This is a genomic window from Corynebacterium sp. sy017 (assembly GCF_017918135.1).
Lineage (GTDB): Bacteria > Actinomycetota > Actinomycetes > Mycobacteriales > Mycobacteriaceae > Corynebacterium.
In genome coordinates this window covers 172,966-189,812 of record NZ_RZUE01000002.1, presented here as the reverse complement: position 1 = coordinate 189,812, position 16,847 = coordinate 172,966, and the positions used below count along the sequence as shown (strand labels likewise).

The window sequence follows — 16,847 nt, the reverse complement described above, 5'->3', positions numbered from 1 at the left end:
ACAGATATTCGATCCTCTGCTCCAGCTGCTTTAACATCTGCTGATTTTCCAAGGCAAGGATCCTTCCTACTAGTATCTCTCCTAGGAGCATATGCCAGGCGCATATGCGTATCAATCCAAAGACCTCAGCTCAGCTGAGGTCTTTGTGTATCCAGGTTTACGTTATGACGGTGGAGACGGTAGAGTAGTGCTTACTGAGTAGGAATCACCTGCAAATCAAAAGAAATTCCGATCCTGAGCTTTTAGTTCAGGGTCGTTTTTTGGGTTAAGGGGGTTAAGGGACAAAAAGTGTGTCTAAAATTTGTTCGGTAGCTAGAACGCCCTGTTGTGTCGGATACCGATGTTGTGACTGTAATCCCTAGGAACCGCTGCATCATATAACGCAGATCCGCAATTCAGCGTCACCGATCCTCTGCTTGCACAAATTATCAGTGCAGTGAATAAAGTTACCAGCAAAACAACCGAAAAATACCACCAGCCTAGCTACGGTGCTAATTTAAGAAAGCATGACAGAGCACGACCTCACCGCACATTCTCTCAACAAACAAGCACGCAGAATCGTCGCTATTGTTGCTGCCCTTAATCTTGTGGGTTGTGTGGCAGAAGTGACTATCGCGGGCCTTATTGGTTCTGCTTCTCTTTTTGCCGACGCCGCCGATTTCCTTGAGGATTTCTTCATCAATTTTCTAGTTCTTGCAGCTCTAGGGTGGTCTGTGACAGCTCGTCGAAAAGCAAGTTTTGGGTTAGCGGCACTCATTTTAATTCCCGCTTTTGCCGCTTTTGGAATGGCGATATGGAAAATCCTATCAGGAAATCCACCTGAGCCTTTTGCATTATCTTTCACAGCTGTTCTTGCCATGATCATCAATATGATGAGCGCATTATTACTTATGCGTTTGCGGCATGGTTCCGGTGCTTTAGTGCGCGGCGCGTGGCTCGCTGCGCGTAATGATGTTTTTGCCAATATTCTGATACTTCTGGGTGGAATTATCACAATAGTGTGGCTATCGATCTGGCCGGATGTCATTATTGGAATTGTTATTGGAATTATTAACCTCTCTGCGGCTAAAGAGGTTCTGGAACAAGCTCAGGCGGAAGAACCTGAGCTGGAGATGACTTAATTACAGAACAAGCCAACTCACCAAAAGATGAAATTGATACTACTGCATATGCTGTATTAGCCATGACGCAACGTATTCCACATCAATCTTGTGATTTACGAGAGCCACAACAAGTTGACCCGCCTCCACAGGATCCGCTTCAATATCAATCCCATTAAGTTCAAGATAAACACTGCATGACAACCACGCAGTCCTTTTATTCCCATCATAAAATGCATGAGCAGCTGCAATACCTTCCAATAAAGCTGCAGCTCTATGGAAAATCGTTGGATAGAGTAATTCCTTATCAAAAGTGTGCAAAGGTCTTGCTAGTGCCGATTCGAGTTTTCCACGATCAAGTAAACAAGAGGCAACGTCACTTCGATTGATTATTGCATTCCGAGCAATGACGACATCTATATCAAGACGAAATTCGTGCGTCACTTGTCTTTAAGCCATTCAAGGGTTACAGACCATTTATCTTCCATCTTAAGAAAAGACTGCTCAACTACCTTTTCCTCAGGTAAGGCGACATCAATAATCGGTGCTTTCGGAACGTCTCTAGACTGCATTGCTTTCTGCGCATAGTATTTCACCATTGCTGAGAATGGAATCAGCCTCGATGAATGCTCGTGTGGAGCGCAGCCTTCTCGACTATCAATCCAAGGCTTTTCGCTATGGGTCTGTTCAATGAGTTGCTCACCTGTATTCTGCCCATAAAACCGCAGCACGGAATCAATCATTGCTTTATCAGCATCGGTTAGCTTTGTGACGTCACCAGCAAGCTCACCACCAATACGATGGTAACGGTCACTTTTGTACAGTTCTCTAATCACAGGACCATCTCGCCAGGCTTCAATTTCATCAGAAAACAAAGGCTTACCAGTCCACGCACCAACCCACGCTTGCGCATAATAAGTAAGCTTCTGAAGCTTCCAGGAATTACCTGCAAAACCTCTCTTTTCAATATACGCAGCAACGTCGATTGCTGTTAGAGTGCTCATAAACATCCCCTCCTTTGTTAACCAGCATAGAACATACATCAACCTAACTTCTTCTCCAATTGAAGCAATCCACCAGTCCTGCACATCAAAAAACGATGGTAAAATGCTTTTACGTTAGTCTCTCTCTATTTTTGAAGAAGGAGCCCCTGAATATTATGTTCGAGACTCAGAACAATACACTCCGTATCCTTTGGCTTGTACTCTCAGTCATTCTCGCCGTTGTAGCACTATTCTGCGCGGTGTACTGGGCACCCATTCACAATAACAGCACAGGTCTATTCTGGGCCATATTCGCTCTTATGGCAGTACAATCCTACTCTCTATATAAAGAAGGTAAGAACTCCTAAAGAACAGATAATCCGGTACTCACCTTATCTGTTAACTTTCTCTCACTAGCTAAAACCGGTAATGGAGTGAAGACTCTAGGTTCGCGAGGCACGGGATTTTGCCCAAAACACAACTGTCTAGCATCTCCACTAACGACGTTAATTACTGCCGATTTATTATTTGCGCTCATTATATGCACTAATCAGAACACGGATTACATATAGACAACTCACACAGAACTAGCAGGAGCATATCCAATACCTGGAAGATTCTCTCGACGTAGTAGGGTTCGAATTAGATGATGATGGTAATCGCAGTACATGAAAATACACAATGAAAGCATAAAAATGGAAAAGACAGCAGCAGTAAACCAGTATCTGCTCCATTGCTTTGCTCTATCTTAGGTATTGTCTTCTGCTTCGAGTTCACGAATAACCTCGCTAAGAGGTTGTGTTTTTTCATTTTCCCTGTTGAGATCAAACTCGAGTGCTGTAATGGTGTCCTCAAGATCTTCCAGCCGCTCTAGGAGCTGGTCTATTTCTTTCATCTGCTCAGCTGGTACAACTACTGCCGCAATTTTACCATTACGGGTAATATAAGTTCTTTCACCACCATGACTAGCTCTAGCAACAATGTCGCCTAAAATCTCACGGGCTTTGGTCAGGTTAATTGTCATTGCTTCTTGGTCTATATCCAAAGTCATCAAAGCACCTCTTCCAGAGTTATATCATACCCAGTGTTATCTATACTACAAGCTTTTTAAGATATAAGCTACCCCTCCAACATCGCCTCAAAAGCGCTCCGGAGCACATCGATATTGCTTCTTCCTGCTGGTTCCTGTTCAATAAACACCAGGCCAAGTGCTTCGGAATCCAGCAGGGAGTGCGTCTCGGGGTACGTCGTACCTGGTGTGGCGTTTATTTCCCCGGAGATCACACCCGGGAGTGTTAAAAGTTCTTGGGGGTTAGCGTCTGTTTTGATTGTGCACGACCGATCTACACTCAGAAACTCAATTGTGGCTTGTTTGAGTAGCCGGTACGACGCCACCCCAGTTTCCAGCCCAGCATCTACCCCAGTACACAGCTCAGTGTCCGCCGTGCCCTCCCCCACCGCAGCCCGCACCTCAGCGTGCAGTTGGGAATCCCCTGTCAGCGCAAAGGTTTTCAGCGGGTGCCCAGCACCATGCGGGCGAACACCCAAGTCAATCAGGCAGGGCCCGTGATCATCAATGATCATCTCTGCATGAACTGCCCCATGCCAATGGTTCAGCGCCTCAAGATATGATTGCGCAAAATGAGTCAGCACGTCGGTTTCCTCCTGGTGTTCGTCGAGCCAACGCAGGCGGTCATACACCATAGAGCCTGTGGAAGATGGGTGCTTATCGTAAGTGCATATAGCTTTGATGTGGTGATTGCCATGCTCGCTGAAAGTATCCACGACGTACTCCCGTCCGGAAACACATTCCTGCACAATTGCCCGCGCAGGCGTTGTGCCGAAGAACCCTGCCTGTGACACTATGTTTTGGATAGCTGCGTGGGCTGCTTTAGCGTCGGACACTATGCGCACCCCAACACTTCCTGCTCCCACATCGGGCTTCACGACGACGGGATACGGGAGATCTGCCAGCACACCAGCACAGGATTCACCCTCTAAATCCCCTGCTAAATCCTCCGCATTGAAAATTGCCCACTGCTTGGGAACTCGAACGTTCTTTTCGGACAGAAAATTGTAGAGGCATTGTTTATTCCAGAAGCGTTGTCCTTTGTCGGGGAGGTTAGCCGCTAGTCCGAGTTCAATTTTGAGTGCTTCGCCACAGGGCACACCTGATTCTGCACCAATGATGATCCTGTCAATGCTGTGTTCATGGCATAGCTGCACGAGTTGAGTAACATCGGATAGTTCAACATTGTCTGCCAACAGGTCGGGAATAGGGGTGCCGTCGGATAAGCCACTATCGAGTGAGCGTTGTGTGCGCACAACATAATACTCCACTCCGGCTTGTTTTAGCAGTTCAGGGTAATATGCACCTGAGCTAAAAGGATCTACTATCAAGGTTGCCATTAGAAACTCCTTTTCCTAGTCACTGTCTCATGCCCACTACCGGATTCTTACTGCTTTACGCTCGCTGCGATTGCGCAAGCCCTCCTGCGATTCGTATAAGCACAACACTCACGATGCTTAATGCCACACAGCCCAACCACACACCGTCGTGAGTGTTAAAGAACATCCAGCTGCCGATACTGGGGCCAAGCGCTGCCCCACCAGATTGGAAAGCGGCAAGTTTTCCCTGGGCAGCGGATTGGGTGGCGTCGGACGCTAATTGTGAAACATAGGTATTGGACATTGGCGCGAAAATACATTCGCCAAGGGAAAACAACACCCACCCGAAAATAGCGAGTGCCATATTTTCCGCGAAATAGCCAGTGACCGCCACCCCCACAGCCATAATGAAAACACCCAGCATCAGCGCAGTATTTGCTGCAAGGCGTTTAATGAGATGGCTCAGCGGATATTCCACAGCAATCACAATCACAGGGTTGATAATCAGCAGCAAAGAATACAATTGCACACCACCAGAAAAGGTATCCAGCCGCAGCGGCACAGCACTCTGATGCTGCGCATAGATCACCATTGTGCACGCCATAGCCACAAGAACCAGCGTCAACGCCAGGCTCATATGCTTGGTGAATCCGCTTTCAGAATGAATAGCTGAGGACGTTTCCCCACCCTCAGGCGAGCCCTGGGATTCAGTTTTATGTGATGTATCCTGCGTATCTCGCCCAGCGTAAAGAATCACGGGTACGATGAGCGAGCTGAGTGCAGAAATGAAAAAGAGCGTATGGAAATGATCTCTACCAATTAACCCCACCAAAGCAGGAGCAACAATACTGCCGACGTTCACGAAAATGCGGTAAAACGCAAAACGTGTAACCCGTTCCTCGGGTTTGGCTGACTCAGCAACCAGCGCTGATGCTGGGCCCACAAAAGCCTGGGACAGCAAAATGCTCGCAGCCGATATAGCAATGACCCACCAGGTGCGGGAATAATCCACTACCCCAAGCAAGAAAAACAGGCAGATATTCATAGCAGTGCTCACGATGAGCACCGTGTTTTTACCCCACACATCAGCTAAGCGCCCACCGAGGATAGAACCAACAATGCCTGCGATTCCCGCAATAAACAGTGCAATGACAATGGTCTGCTGGTTCATTCCAGTTGAGGAAAAGAATATCGCTGCGAAAAGACCCAAGAAACCCGTGGAACGGTTGATGAATGTGGCAAGCGACAGTGCCCAAATGGTTTTACCTGGTGTGCGGCTACTCATTGCTTAATTTTACGACGCATCCCCCAGCAAAACAACACATATGGTGCATAAATATTAAAACTAGGCAGCCCGTACGACGCACAGATTACCCACATGAGCAATAAAACCACTCAGTGGTATTGAAGATGATGAAGAATTTTTATTCACCACTCTGGTATATCAAAAATTGGGTCTTGTCTGAGATATAACACTTGGGGCATAATAAAACTCCACTGAAAGTGAGGCACACTATGACCAAGATAGTTAAATACAGCATTATCATCATTGCCATTGCTGCTATATCTTTCATAATTTCACTCATTGCCAATGGCATTGAATACCGAATACTCGAAGATAGAGGAATAGAACGCAACGCATCAGCCTGGATTATATGGTGGACTAATATTTCATTTTTTGTTGGTGTGGCTGGCTTAGTATCGCTTAGTCTTGGGTGGATCCAACACACAAGGGCAAAGCATAACACCTAAGCCCACCAAAATATTGACCTAGGCAGCCCGTACGACGCACAGATTACCCACATGAGCAACTGCCGCAGAGGCACACATTGTCACAGCAAGCATCAACAATTTATCGGCTCCCAAGGCCACCATTGGACTCACAAGCCCCGCAACCAGGAACTGCGTTGCACCCAAAACCGCAGAACCCGCACCAGCCTGACGTGCAGCAATACCCTGTGCTAACACGGTGGTGTTTGCCATCAACAAACCATTGCCTGAAGTAGCAATGACCGTACATACAAGACACACAATAATGAACCAGACAGGCGCAGCCTCACCATCAGCAACGCTAGCACCCCTCACATGAGGGCCAAGCAGACATGCCACCAACACTAACGCCAAAGAACCAACAGCGATCAGCGCCAACCCCCACTTCTGTAATACACGCGGACTCACCACACCAGATAAACGAACATTCAACACGCTCATCACAATGAGCGAACTGGCGTTAATAGCAAAAAGCACGGAATACACCACCGGGGACATTCCCAATTGCGTTTGGAATACCACGGAAGAACCCGCAATAAACGCAAACATGGTTCCAAAACCAAACCCAAAAATCAGCACATGCCCCACAAAATCCGGTCTACTCAACAAGGTTCCCATGGTGCGATACGTATGCATCACACTCCCCTGGGCGCGTTTACCCACCGGCAGGCTTTCAGGATTACGCAACGCCACAAACAACTGCGCCACCGCAATCACAGCGAGTACCCAAAAGACCCCACGCCAACCAGTGACCTCATGCAACACCCCACCAATAAGCGGCGCCACAATAGGAGCCACACCATTGATAGCCATGAGAAGCGCAAAACTTTTCGCAGCATCAGTAGCACTGGAACGGTCTGTGATGATGGCGCGCACCAGCACAGCACCAATGCCACCAGCAATGCCCTGAACAAGACGCGACGTAATCAAAATATGAATACTGAAAGCCAAAGAACACATAACGCTGGCCACCAGCCCAAGGATGGTGCCAAGGATCAACAAACGGCGCCTACCGAGTTTGTCAGACACTGGGCCGAAAATAACCTGACCCAGCCCCATACCAATCATGAACGTGGTGATCGCCAGCTGAGTGCTAGCAGCATCAGTCGAAAGCGCTTCCGTGATCGCAGGAATAGACGGAAGGAACATATCCGTCCCCAAAGGGCCAGCAGCGAAGATAAGAGCTAGACCGATAAAACCGCTCAATGGTATGGATGACGATGAAGAAAATGATGAAGAATCTTTATTCACCACTCTGGTATATCAAAAATGATGCACCCTTCGTAAGTCGGATTGTATTGCGCCGTGTTATAACTGGCTGTGGTTTGTCATAGCATGCTGTAGCTGGTTGTGGTTTGTCTGTGACATAGAAGCTGTTAGCGCCTCACACGCCCAAGTGCGATAAACAAACAACATTGACACCATCTGGTCGTCGATAGCTCATACCGGTACCCGTGATGACCAGCAGCAACGGTGGTTTCTCATGCTCAAAACGAGACGCAAACTTACGTAGATTCTCTGCCGCAGTATCCACAACTCTCCCAGAAGAACCTAACTTCACCTCAACAAAACACGCCCTGCCCTGCGACGTAAAAATAGCATCCACCTCTAAACCGTCTTTATCCCGCCCATGAGAAATATACTCACCAGTCAACACCTGCAAATCATGCACCACCTGAGACTCAAATAATTGCCCAGCAAACTCCAAGTCTTTCATCAACGCATCGGGGCTGGCGTCCAAAGCAGCCACAGCCAAAGCCGGATCAACCAAATGACGCTTTGGAGTTTGACGTAAACGAGCACGTGAACGCAGGTGAGTAGACCATGCAGGCTGCTCCGTAGCAATAAAGATCCTGCCCAATGCACTGAGATAATTGCCTACAGTTTCCCGTGTAACACCCACATCACTGCCCATTGCGGACGTGGTCATCTCTGTGCCAACACCTCTGGCTAAGGAACGCAATGTTGCCATCACACGCATGGGGTCACGTCGTACTGCATCAAGATTCAGCACATCCACATGCGCCACAGTTTCTAGATAATCACGATTATTAGCCATAGCATCCACCAAAGCTAACCCGAGGTTTCCCGGGAAACCACCCCGACAGAGCCGTTCAATGAGCTCAGGAAAAGCCAAGTGCTGTGTCACTACTGGGTCATAGTCCGCACCGTCTACCAATGCGCGCATCGAAATTTCCCCGGTAGAATGACCTGACTCATAAAAACTAAAAGTGCTCATCCGCACACGTGCAAAACGCCCCGCCCCTGAGTGGCGTGACTCCTGCTCAGACGGAGCTGTGGAACCCGTGAGGATGAACTGACCTTTTTGCTGACGACGATCAATCTCATGCCGCACCACATTCCATATATCTGGGTATGTTTGCCATTCATCAAACACACGCGGAGTGGCTCCTTGAAGAAGAGCGTGAGGTAGTAATTCCAACTGCTGAGGTACTTGGGGATCAATATCTACCTGCACGAAAGAGTGTGCTTTCTGGCGGGCAGTTTCACTTTTACCGCAGCCTTTAGGCCCTTCGATAAGAACACCGCCACTACGATTGAGTGCAGAATCTAGCCACTCATCCGCAATTCTGGGCACATAATGAGTCATCATTTCCCCACTTCACAGACTTATTCGACAATTTGGCGGGATTTCAACCGACACTTTGGACAAAGTTTAGCCGACAATTTGGCGGGATTTCAACCGACACTTTGGACAAAGTTTAGCCGACAATTTGGACAAGTTTTGTTAGTTGTAGTGGAAACGTGCTTGGAGTATAACAACATCGTCGGCATCAACAAGATAAACCAACCGATGTTCATCCGTAATCCGTCGTGACCATACACCCGCAAGCATATGGCGAAGCGGTTCAGGCTTGCCGATACCCGAGGTAGGGTCACGAAGCACATCGTCAATCAACCGATTAATCCGCTTCAGTATTTGCCTATCAGCCTTCAGCCAGAACGTATAATCAGCCCACCCATTAGGAGTAAAAACAAGTCTCATCGGATCAGATCATGTTCCTCGTACTGACCAGCACGAGCCTGCGCAAGAGACTCAAGCAAATGCTGAGCATTTGCAGGAACACGGAGAAGATATGCCGTTTCCTCTAGGGATTCATAATCGGCACGTGAAATGAGAACAGCATCCCCATTCCGAGAGGTAATCTCCACGGGGTTTCGATCATCATTCACTTGTTGAATAAGTGGAAACAAATTCTTGCGCGCTTCAGTTGCAGTGATAGCCATAGTAACCTCCTCTAAATTGTACCAAAAATGGTACCACTCATATATTTTGCCCAGCAATACCACACGTGCACAGAATGAAACGCACCAACCTATCGGTAATCTAGGCAAGTTTCAGCCGACAACTTGGCGTACCCACCGCACACCGACTGTATTCACCCTAGCTGTATCACACGGTCACAACGCTCAGCCACCACAGGATCATGCGTAGCAATAAGCGCCCCACCAGCATCTGCCATCACAGTCTCAAACAAATCCAAAATAGAATCACGCGTACCCACATCCAACGCAGCAGTAGGCTCATCAGCAATCAATAACGTTGGTCGCATCACCGTCGCCCGTGCCAACCCAACACGCTGGCGCTGCCCACCAGATAACTCCGACACCCGTCGCTTAGCACAATGCTCCAGACCATACCGACCAAGCTCCGCTATTGCACGCTCCCGTCGCTGACGACGAGACACTTTAGGCGTAGCATACTCCAACGGAATAGCAACATTCTCCCAGGCACTCAAATACTCAACCACCGCATATTCTTGGTGAGCAAACCCAAAAAACTCATTACGCAGCTTTGCTCTGTCCTTTTCAGACACAGGTGCCGGAGCACCACTAATCACCACCTCACCGCTGCTAGGTACTGCCATAAGCCCAGCAATCATAAGCAACGTCGATTTACCTGAACCTGAAGGACCCATCAACGCAACTTTCTCACCACTAGCAACCGATAACGAAACATCACGAATCGCCTGCACAGACTCAGTTTTTGTTTTATATGTGTGGGAAATTCTGTCAAGAACTAGAAGCTCACTCATCTGACATACTCCGTTCTACGCACGATGCGCCATACCGATAACGCCACAAGACTATAAACCAGAACAATTGCCGCAACCATTACTTTGGCACCCTTATCCATCGGCGGTCCGAGACACCACAAAGCCCCGCAAGCTAGCAGTGGAACCACCACAGCCGCGGCAGCGATAAAAGTCAAAAGCCGCACCATAATCCGTCCACCTTGGGCTCCACACATACGACGAATAACAAAAGACCGTATCTCCGCTGTGATAATATCGCGCAAGGATGCCCAAAACGCACAGAACGCAAGACCACTAAAAGCAATCAAAGCAAGAACATACAGTGCGGATCTAAGCATAAGCTCATCCACGTTTGATTTTTGAGATGCCGATATTGTTTCTGGAATGAGATAGTGCTGTGAATGTTCCCGCGCAGAGGATATGTATTTCTTCACTGTTTCTTCAGGTGGTGAAAGAAACACAGTTCTAGTCATCAATTCTTCTTGCTCATACTCAGTCAAAACATCAATGTCTTCCGTGCGCAGTAAAAGAATTTGCTGATGATCCAGATTTATCTCCCCCATATAAGGATCAAACCACGTAACGCTCTGTGGCAATACACCTTTAACTGGAATATCCATGCCATGAAAATCAACAACAGAACCAGCCTGTAATGCCTGGGCACCGCGCAGAATACACGGTGCTTGACAGGATTGACCTAGCGAGGGGAATAATCTGAATGGTTCTTGCCCAATGACAATGATGGTATGTATCCCGTCAAGAAAGCCTACTTCTAGATCAGGTGTACCCATATTGACATTACCTATTACTGAAGCATATCCATTACCAGAATCTATCTCATGAGAAAGGATGGACAATGTTTCCTTATCACTCCTAAAGAAAGCTTCATTGCTCGGATATATCGGACTGAATACAACAGCCTCAGCCTTACGCAGATTATTGCCGTTATGCAATGCCTCTACCTGAGTAAGAACTTCACTGAGAATAAGTGACAAAACAACTGCGACAACAGAACAGATCAACCCGAGAGATATACTTTGTTTCCAGTGGTAAAAAGCAAGCCGAATACCACCAATGAGCTCATGAATCATCTGATGACACCTCGCTTATCATGCAGAAATAGTGAAAAAACTCCCACATAAACAACTACTGCGCATAGAATACCGAGAGCACAGGTACCCATAATTACCTGAAACATCCCTGCTGGCACGTCGGAATCACTAATACCAGTAATCAACACCGGAAATAGATATGCTCCCACCAGGTACCCCGGAACAATTGCATACAATTGTCTCCTAGTAAATTGCCGAATAAGCTGCCATTTCTTTGCCCCAGTACTAATCCGAACCACCAACTCTTTACGCACAAGTTCCATACGCGTTTTCCAATACAACGCCAGAAAGAAAATGCCCGCCGCAAAAAGTAAAAGCGAAGCCAACACCGTGGAATCATCTTTCAGAGACTCCCATATGGATCGAGCAGGCACCAAAGCCACTGCGTAACCGTCGTTAAGCAAAATAGTGCCTACCTGAGTAACAAGAGATTCTTCAGCATGGGTTAGCAGAAACTTCCCTTTCAGTATCGGGTCATGAGCAGCTGGTACATACAGATACTGTTCATACATACTGTTAGCCACAGGCTTTGGAATAGCTCCCTCAATGCTGCTACCCGACGGCACTAAAGCGCAACTACCATGCTTGTCATATTCCGCTTTGCAATAATTATCCGTATAGAGGTAAATCTGCTTCTGTTCACCCGGAATCGCCAGCTTATGATCCTCAGGCAGCCAACCCAACACCCCATGCGGATCAATCACACCAAGACCAGCAATATCAGCACCATCACTATCCATGATCAGCGCTGAATCATGCTCCGCAAGAACCTCAGTTAAACGCTGGACTATATTAGCATCAGTATGAGTAGCAGCCCCTGGCTCTGCGACGACAAGCAAAGCCGAATCCTGCGTAAAACCATACACTCCGGCACTACGGTTTTCTAGGCTCCATGTGATCGCCCACGCCATGAAGGAGCCAAGTATCCCAAGCAGTAGAGCAAGGATAAAAATAATGCCATTCCTCAACATGCAACTACTCCTTTACTCCTTATCACAAATAACAAGGACGATGAACAATACTGCACCAGCTTGTAAGAGCATTTACATGAAAGTAGATAGCGCCAAATACTTTCTACTTTTGTGCTGTAGATTTTATATCAGTCTGCAATATCTGCCAATAGGTAGGTAAAAAAGATAAAGAATAGATAAATAAAAACCATATGTGTTGCAAAATCTGCTGTTTTTTTTAGAATGGAGATTGTATCTTAAAAATCTCCATCTCACCAACCATCCCCTAAGGAGTATTGCAATGCAAGAACTTCAGAAACGCACTAACACATGGGCAATCATTGCCTTCATACTCATGGTTCCATTCGCAGTGAATGTCGTACTGTTTGGCAGTATCGCAATGAACTACGTATTCGGACTCGGTGCTGTGGCAGCACTACTGATAGCACTCACATACTATGTCGTTCACGAATTAAGAAACCGTCGACTACTCTAAAGAAACTTTTTCATACTCAATCTCTAATAAGAGAATGTAAAAGACCTCGGCAAAAGCCGAGGTCTTTTACAGGTTTAGGGGATTAAACGCCTCAAACCTACCCAAACCTACTCGCCCGGAAGAAGCCCTACGCCAAGGTTCCTAGACCACGTGAAAGAATCTTAAAACCCTCGTGCACCATCTCTTGTACAGAACCAAGATCATCAAACAGAAGGCTGTCATGAGCTTCAATCACTGACTTCATCACCATCACGAAAGTCTGCCCTAAAATGAATGCCTCAAATCTCGTGAGCTTATTTCCACTGTATTCCTGCAAAGCATCAATAACGGGGAGAAAGAAATCTAGGGTGTTTTCTGGAACTTTCTCATGTTCTGATAGTTCCTCACCTTTATCTTCTCCTCGGCACTGGATATAGTCAGCAACGCTATAGTGTTCAAGATGCTGTAATACAACCACGAGCGTATGGATGCTTACTGAACTCTCTTGTGGCTCATTAATGATCTCTATAGCCAGCATCTCTAACAGTTCAACAGTTTTCTTGTTTTGAGGAGAGGCCTGAATCATCTTCGCAATGGCATGGGGGAGCCTTTCGACGAAATAGAAAATAGCTTCTTCTCTATTAGAAAAATAATTGTAGAAAGTGCGTTGGGAAACGTCAGCACGGTCAACAATTGCTGAGATAGTGGTTTTCTCTTCTCCGACTTCCCGGAGGAGTTGCACAGCAACTTCAGCGATTCTTCTTTTAGTTTCTATCTTTTTTTGATCACGACGTCCCAACGTAACCATTACTTTTCCTCCACGCTCATTGTAGAAGCAGGTTGTGCTGTGCCAGATGTGTCAGAATCCAATTCTGGCTCAGTGCTCAATTCTGACTCTGGCGCAGACATGATTGAGGTTGGAGACGTCGTTAAGCTTTCTCCTTCAACGTCCACATGCGGCAAGATTTTGTCAAACCATGCTGGGATTTTCCACGCACGTTCTCCCAGGAGGAACATGGTGGCTGGAATGAAAGTCATGCGGATAATGAATGCGTCGAAGAATACAGCCGCTGCCAAAGCAAAACCCATCACCTTAATGAATGGTTCGTCCATCAAAATGAAGGCAGAAAATACGGACATCATAATCAACGCCGCAGCTGTAACCACACGGGCACCATGCTTGAAGCCGTACGTCGTTGCATCTGATGCAGCTTGACCATGTGCCCAGCCTTCACGCATACGAGTAACCAAAAAGACCTGGTAATCCATAGCAAGACCGAAAACAATACCGATCAACATAATGGGTAGGAAAGAAATCAACGGCTGCGGATCACTAATGATGCCAGCAAAGCCTTCCTGCCACAACGCCACAGTCACACCAAAAGTGGCGGCAACAGAGAGAGCAAAACCTAGTGCTGCAATCAACGGCACCCAGAAAGAACGGAATACCACCATGAGCAACACAACAGCGAGAGCCAAAACAATAGCGATATAAGGAATCAAAACATCAGAGAGACGCTGGGAAATATCCTCATAGATGGGGGTGGTACCTGTGATGGAGTACTGTGCGCCTGTTTTCTCATGGAATTGAGCCTCTTGAGAACGCAGATCAGCTAGAACATCGGCTGCGTGTTCATCAGTTGCGCCATAAGTCGGAGTAATAAACACCTGTGCAGCATCGCCAAGGGATTGTGCAGGGTCTTCCGGCTTACCATTAGTCTTCATAAGCTGGGCATTTTCTACACCTTCGACGCTCTGCAAGACCGCTACAGCTTTATTCAATACTTCAGCTTTGTCTTGATCTTTGACATCAGCGTAATCAACCAAAGCAATCATGGGAGCATTACGTCCAGGCCCAAAGGCCTCATCAACCATCTCATAGGCAGTACGATTAGGTGTACCTTGAGCCGAAGATCCATCACTTGGCATGGCAAGACGTAGATTCATGGCAGGAATTGCCAGCAAAGCCAAGACAATAACAGAACTCAACATCCATATCACAGGGTGTTTGCGGATAACACCAACCCAGCGTGAACCCATAGTTGGTTTTTCCTGTTCAGGGTCCGGTGCTTTAATACCTGGCACACGTCCAGCAAATACCTTTGTACCCACAAGCCCCAATATGGCAGGTAGAAGAGTAATAGCAACCAAAACAGCAATAGCCACTGTTCCTGCTGCAGCAAGTGCCATAGCGGTGAGGAATGGGATATTGATGATAGCTAAAGCAGCCAGTGCAATCAGCACGGTAAGACCAGCGAAAACAACTGCTGATCCGGCTTTACCCACAGCTAGTCCAGCTAAATGCGCACGAGTGCTCAGAGGTAAGGTCTTAAGTTTTTCTGCCAGCTCTTTAGGTTCCAGGTTAGAGCCTTGGACGTGGTTAATGAGTTCATTTCGGAAGCGAGAAACAATGAATAGCGCATAGTCAATTCCCACTGCAAGACCAATCATGGATGCCAGGGTTGGTGTTGTGGAATTGATTGTGTCTGTAAAAGCAGTAGCGGCAAAAACAATACCCAAGCCTGTTCCCACTCCAATCACAGCAGTAATCAGTGGCAGACCAGCTGCTATGAAGCTACCAAAAGTGATTGTGAGAACAACAGCGGCGACGATGATACCAATAAGCTCAGCGGCTCCGCCAATGCTTTGACTTCTGAAGCTATTACCGGACCACCCATACTTAAGATTTCCGGCATTGTCTTTGACTGCCTGCTCAAATGCGGTTTTATCTTCTTCTGAAACATCAGAAGCTGTTTTAGCATCAAAAGTCACACTGATCGTGCCTGTGCGACCATCTTTGCTCAAGGGACTCAACGCCGCAACATCGGCATCAATTTGTTCTTGAGGGATTCCTTGTGATGCTTTTGCCTGAGTAAGCTGAGCTTTAAGCCCTTCACCTGCTAGAACTGGCGAAACAAGAGCGTCTTTATTGACAAGAAAATCTAATTCTTTAAGCGCTCCGACGAGCTTATCGACGTTCTGGGCAGCTTCTCCTTGAGCCAAGGTTTGCCCTTCAGGGGCTTGAATAACCAAGGTTCCTACTGGGGCAGTAAGTTGATCCGCTCCATCTTCGACAGGGAACTTTTCCTTGAGCGCTTTTTGAGTTTCTACTGACTCTAACCCAGGAATATCAAAGGATTGTGCTGTTGGTTTACTGAGTGTACTAGCGGCTACTCCCACTCCTATGAGGATAAGTAGCCATGCTGCGAGAAAACGCCACTTATTTTTATAGGCACTGCGACCTATGCGATAGAGAAATTGAGCCATAACCACATAATTGCACACCATGCGAAAAGTTGCAAACAGTGTGCAATTATTTTCAATTAGTAGGAATCAGCAATACCGCCACAACTACAAACACGCTTTAGCGCTTAAAACGCTGTACTGCATACACAGTTCCATCTGGAGCATATGCAACACCAATGCCAATCTTTGTATAGGAATCAGTGAGCATATTCTGGCGGTGACCAGGAGAGTTAATCCAACCTGGTACTGCTTCGGTATAAGAAACACCCTTGGCCATCCAGATGTTCTCTCCGAAACGACCATTACCAAATGGGTAGTGCATGAACTGACCAGTTTTTGCCATGTATTCTGCCCATAATTGTGCGCCGATAGACAAATCTGGGCTCACCGCTAGTGGTCGCTTACCATTTTGGACGCGAAACGCGTTCGTATCAGCCACAAGGCGCTGACGCTCCACAGGGTTAAGTACGCCACCTGGCACAGCCAGGCTCTTTACAAGACTATCAAGAGTCTCTTGGGAAATAGGGGCAGCCGAAGCAGGTTGAGCAACAAGGCCTGTCGTCGCAATAGCAAATGCAGTACAAGCCATAACTGTTTTCTTAACAAAGCGCATGATCTTTTCTCCAATCCAAAGAAAATACTGAACGAGGGGTTACGTTTCTCAGTATCAAAGACTGTTGAGCGTACTGCAATATCGGAATGCAGTTCTGAAGAAAAATCCTCACCAAGTCCGCGAGACGAAACGTGGCTCGGATATTCTTAGCT

18 protein-coding genes are annotated in these 16,847 nt (G+C 47.1%); 3 read left to right on the top strand and 15 right to left on the bottom strand.

What is annotated here, in order from left to right; translation table 11 throughout:
• Positions 1 to 506 precede the first annotated feature (506 nt).
• Positions 507 to 1,121 (top strand): cation transporter, encoded by a 615-nt coding sequence (locus EML15_RS04340; protein WP_144273642.1) that lies wholly within the window; start codon positions 507 to 509, stop codon positions 1,119 to 1,121.
• A gap of 39 nt (positions 1,122 to 1,160) precedes the next feature.
• Here the strand turns inward: EML15_RS04340 and EML15_RS04335 are convergent, their stop codons facing one another.
• The 5 genes from EML15_RS04335 to EML15_RS04310 form a co-directional block, all read right to left on the bottom strand.
• Positions 1,161 to 1,544 carry a type II toxin-antitoxin system death-on-curing family toxin gene (locus EML15_RS04335; RefSeq protein WP_144273641.1) on the bottom strand — a complete coding sequence of 128 codons (384 nt, stop codon included), beginning with the start codon at positions 1,542 to 1,544 and terminating at the stop codon, positions 1,161 to 1,163.
• Entirely contained in the window at positions 1,541 to 2,104 is a 564-nt protein-coding gene (locus EML15_RS04330) for a type II toxin-antitoxin system antitoxin SocA domain-containing protein (RefSeq protein ID WP_168194999.1), read from the bottom strand. Before EML15_RS04330 ends, EML15_RS04335 begins: the two co-directional genes overlap by 4 nt.
• Before the next feature lie 727 nt (positions 2,105 to 2,831).
• Positions 2,832 to 3,134, bottom strand: a complete 303-nt coding sequence (locus EML15_RS04320) for a type II toxin-antitoxin system Phd/YefM family antitoxin (protein ID WP_144273638.1) — start codon at positions 3,132 to 3,134, stop codon at positions 2,832 to 2,834.
• A gap of 68 nt (positions 3,135 to 3,202) precedes the next feature.
• Entirely contained in the window at positions 3,203 to 4,492 is a 1,290-nt protein-coding gene (locus EML15_RS04315) for an ATP-grasp domain-containing protein (protein WP_144273637.1), read from the bottom strand.
• Between the two features lie 55 nt (positions 4,493 to 4,547).
• Positions 4,548 to 5,756, bottom strand: a complete 1,209-nt coding sequence (locus EML15_RS04310) for an MFS transporter (RefSeq protein ID WP_144273636.1) — start codon at positions 5,754 to 5,756, stop codon at positions 4,548 to 4,550.
• Between the two features lie 230 nt (positions 5,757 to 5,986).
• On the opposite strand from EML15_RS04310, the gene EML15_RS04305 reads away from it, so the two are divergent.
• Positions 5,987 to 6,223, top strand: a complete 237-nt coding sequence (locus EML15_RS04305; RefSeq protein ID WP_144273635.1) for a hypothetical protein — start codon at positions 5,987 to 5,989, stop codon at positions 6,221 to 6,223.
• An 18-nt stretch (positions 6,224 to 6,241) separates the two neighbouring features.
• On the opposite strand, the gene EML15_RS04300 is transcribed toward EML15_RS04305, so the two are convergent.
• The 7 genes from EML15_RS04300 to EML15_RS04270 all read right to left on the bottom strand — a co-directional run bounded on the left by EML15_RS04300 (position 6,242) and on the right by EML15_RS04270 (position 12,382).
• The gene (locus EML15_RS04300; RefSeq protein ID WP_144273634.1) at positions 6,242 to 7,492 is read right to left on the bottom strand and encodes a multidrug effflux MFS transporter; all 1,251 of its coding nucleotides are present in this window, start codon (positions 7,490 to 7,492) and stop codon (positions 6,242 to 6,244) included.
• A gap of 133 nt (positions 7,493 to 7,625) precedes the next feature.
• Positions 7,626 to 8,855 carry a DUF4143 domain-containing protein gene (locus tag EML15_RS04295; protein ID WP_144273633.1) on the bottom strand — a complete coding sequence of 410 codons (1,230 nt, stop codon included), beginning with the start codon at positions 8,853 to 8,855 and terminating at the stop codon, positions 7,626 to 7,628.
• 135 nt (positions 8,856 to 8,990) lie between these two features.
• Positions 8,991 to 9,248, bottom strand: coding sequence for a Txe/YoeB family addiction module toxin (locus EML15_RS04290; RefSeq protein ID WP_144273632.1), 258 nt, complete (start codon positions 9,246 to 9,248; stop codon positions 8,991 to 8,993).
• On the bottom strand, positions 9,245 to 9,490 hold the full coding sequence (locus EML15_RS04285) for a type II toxin-antitoxin system prevent-host-death family antitoxin (RefSeq protein WP_144273631.1): 246 nt from the start codon (positions 9,488 to 9,490) through the stop codon (positions 9,245 to 9,247). The genes EML15_RS04290 and EML15_RS04285 overlap by 4 nt, the downstream gene beginning before the upstream one ends.
• 152 nt (positions 9,491 to 9,642) lie before the next feature.
• Positions 9,643 to 10,299: an ABC transporter ATP-binding protein gene (locus EML15_RS04280; protein ID WP_144273630.1), complete on the bottom strand. Its 657-nt coding sequence runs from the start codon at positions 10,297 to 10,299 to the stop codon at positions 9,643 to 9,645.
• Complete coding sequence (locus EML15_RS04275; protein ID WP_144273629.1) at positions 10,296 to 11,390, bottom strand: hypothetical protein; 1,095 nt, start codon at positions 11,388 to 11,390, stop codon at positions 10,296 to 10,298. The genes EML15_RS04280 and EML15_RS04275 overlap by 4 nt, the downstream gene beginning before the upstream one ends.
• Positions 11,387 to 12,382, bottom strand: coding sequence for an FtsX-like permease family protein (locus tag EML15_RS04270; protein WP_144273628.1), 996 nt, complete (start codon positions 12,380 to 12,382; stop codon positions 11,387 to 11,389). The genes EML15_RS04275 and EML15_RS04270 overlap by 4 nt, the downstream gene beginning before the upstream one ends.
• A 280-nt stretch (positions 12,383 to 12,662) precedes the next feature.
• Between EML15_RS04270 and EML15_RS04265 the strand changes: the two genes are divergently transcribed.
• Positions 12,663 to 12,857 (top strand): hypothetical protein, encoded by a 195-nt coding sequence (locus tag EML15_RS04265; protein ID WP_144273627.1) that lies wholly within the window; start codon positions 12,663 to 12,665, stop codon positions 12,855 to 12,857.
• A 127-nt stretch (positions 12,858 to 12,984) separates the two neighbouring features.
• Here the strand turns inward: EML15_RS04265 and EML15_RS04260 are convergent, their stop codons facing one another.
• The 3 genes from EML15_RS04260 to EML15_RS04250 all read right to left on the bottom strand — a co-directional run bounded on the left by EML15_RS04260 (position 12,985) and on the right by EML15_RS04250 (position 16,695).
• Entirely contained in the window at positions 12,985 to 13,644 is a 660-nt protein-coding gene (locus EML15_RS04260) for a TetR/AcrR family transcriptional regulator (protein WP_144273626.1), read from the bottom strand.
• Positions 13,644 to 16,103: an MMPL family transporter gene (locus EML15_RS04255; protein ID WP_144273625.1), complete on the bottom strand. Its 2,460-nt coding sequence runs from the start codon at positions 16,101 to 16,103 to the stop codon at positions 13,644 to 13,646. The genes EML15_RS04260 and EML15_RS04255 overlap by 1 nt, the downstream gene beginning before the upstream one ends.
• A 97-nt stretch (positions 16,104 to 16,200) precedes the next feature.
• Positions 16,201 to 16,695: a CAP domain-containing protein gene (locus EML15_RS04250; protein ID WP_144273624.1), complete on the bottom strand. Its 495-nt coding sequence runs from the start codon at positions 16,693 to 16,695 to the stop codon at positions 16,201 to 16,203.
• Between the last annotated feature and the right edge of the window lie 152 nt (positions 16,696 to 16,847).